The organism is Enterobacter cloacae complex sp. IR5418, assembly GCF_049238105.1.
Lineage (GTDB): Bacteria > Pseudomonadota > Gammaproteobacteria > Enterobacterales > Enterobacteriaceae > Enterobacter > Enterobacter hormaechei.
This window is the reverse complement of the sequence record NZ_JBMKHS010000099.1, coordinates 1-1513: the sequence shown is the minus strand read 5'-3', so window position 1 is coordinate 1513 and position 1513 is coordinate 1. Positions and strand designations below refer to the sequence as shown.

The window sequence follows — 1513 nt, the reverse complement described above, 5'->3', positions numbered from 1 at the left end:
CTCCATCAGCAAAAGGGGATGATAAGTTTATCACCACCGACTATTTGCAACAGTGCCCTGTTTAGAGTACTATATGCGCCTGCAACAGTGGGCCACCGAAAATATTAAAAAACTGCTTTATCTCGCGGGGGATGACGCGGTGATTAATTACGGGAAAATGCGGCTGGAATTTTTGCAGAAAGCACTGGCGCAGGATACCTCCGGTGACTTCTGCTTTCGTGTGCTGCATCCGGAAGTGTCTGGCCCGCCGGATATGAAAAAGGCTTCCGCCGGGTACCGTGACTTTATTATCGGTAACAGAGCGTTGCTGGATCTGGTGAATTCAGCCGGTGAAGGGGCTCCGGTTGCGCATTATTCCGCTGATGAAATTCAGTCATTATTTTCGGCACAAATACAGGGGTCGGTGGATAAATACGGCGATAGTTTCCTGACGGATGATCCGTATGTGCTGGCGGAAGACAAGCTGCAAACCTGTCAGATGGAAATTGATTTAATGGCGGATGTGCTGAGAGCACCGCCCCGTGAATCCGCAGAACTGATCCGCTATGTATTTGCGGATGAGTGGCCGGAATAAATAAAACCGGGCTTAATACAGATTAAGCCCGTATCGGGTATTATTACTGAATACCAGACAGCTTACGGAGGACGGAATGTTACCCATTGAGACAACCAGACTGCCTTCTGATTATTAATATTTTTCACTATTAATCAGAAGGAATAACCATGAATTTTACCCGGATTGACCTGAATACCTGGAATCGCAGGGAACATTTTGCCCTTTATCGTCAGCAGATTAAATGCGGATTCAGCCTGACCACCAAACTCGATATTACCGCTTTGCGTACTGCACTGGCGAAAACCGGTTATAAGTTTTATCCGCTGATGATTTACCTGATCTCCCGGGCTGTTAATCAGTTTCCGGAGTTCCGGATGGCAATGAAAGATAATGAACTGATTTACTGGGAACAGTCAGACCCGGTCTTTACTGTCTTTCATAAAGAAACCGAAACATTCTCCGCACTGTCCTGCCGTTATTTTCCGGATCTCAGTGAGTTTATGGCGGGTTATAACGCGGTAACAGCAGAATATCAGCATGATACCAGGTTGTTTCCGCAGGGAAATTTACCGGAGAATCACCTGAATATATCATCGTTACCCTGGGTGAGTTTTGACGGATTTAATCTGAATATCACCGGAAATGATGATTATTTTTCCCCGGTTTTTACAATGGCAAAGTTTCAGCAGGAAGGTGACCGCGTACTATTACCTGTTTCTGTACAGGTTCATCATGCAGTCTGTGATGGTTTTCATGCAGCAAGGTTTATCAATACACTTCAGCTGATGTGTGATAACATACTGAAATAAATTAATTAATTCTGTATTTAAGCCACCGTATCCGGCAGGATTGGTGGCTTTTTTTTATATTTTAACCGTAATCTGTAATTTCGTTTCAGAAGGCACTGTTGCAAAGTTAGCGATGAGGCAGCCTTTTGTCTTATTCAAAGGCCTTACA

The 1513-nt window shown here is 44.5% G+C and carries 2 protein-coding genes; both read left to right on the top strand.

Annotation, left to right across the window (positions count from 1 at the left end):
• Positions 1-73: 73 nt before the first annotated feature.
• Positions 74-574: a hypothetical protein gene (locus ACOTX7_RS24235; RefSeq protein WP_001239317.1), complete on the top strand. Its 501-nt coding sequence runs from the start codon at positions 74-76 to the stop codon at positions 572-574.
• Between the two features lie 149 nt (positions 575-723).
• Positions 724-1365, top strand: coding sequence for a type A-2 chloramphenicol O-acetyltransferase CatII (locus ACOTX7_RS24230; protein ID WP_001011939.1), 642 nt, complete (start codon positions 724-726; stop codon positions 1363-1365).
• Positions 1366-1513: the final 148 nt, after the last annotated feature.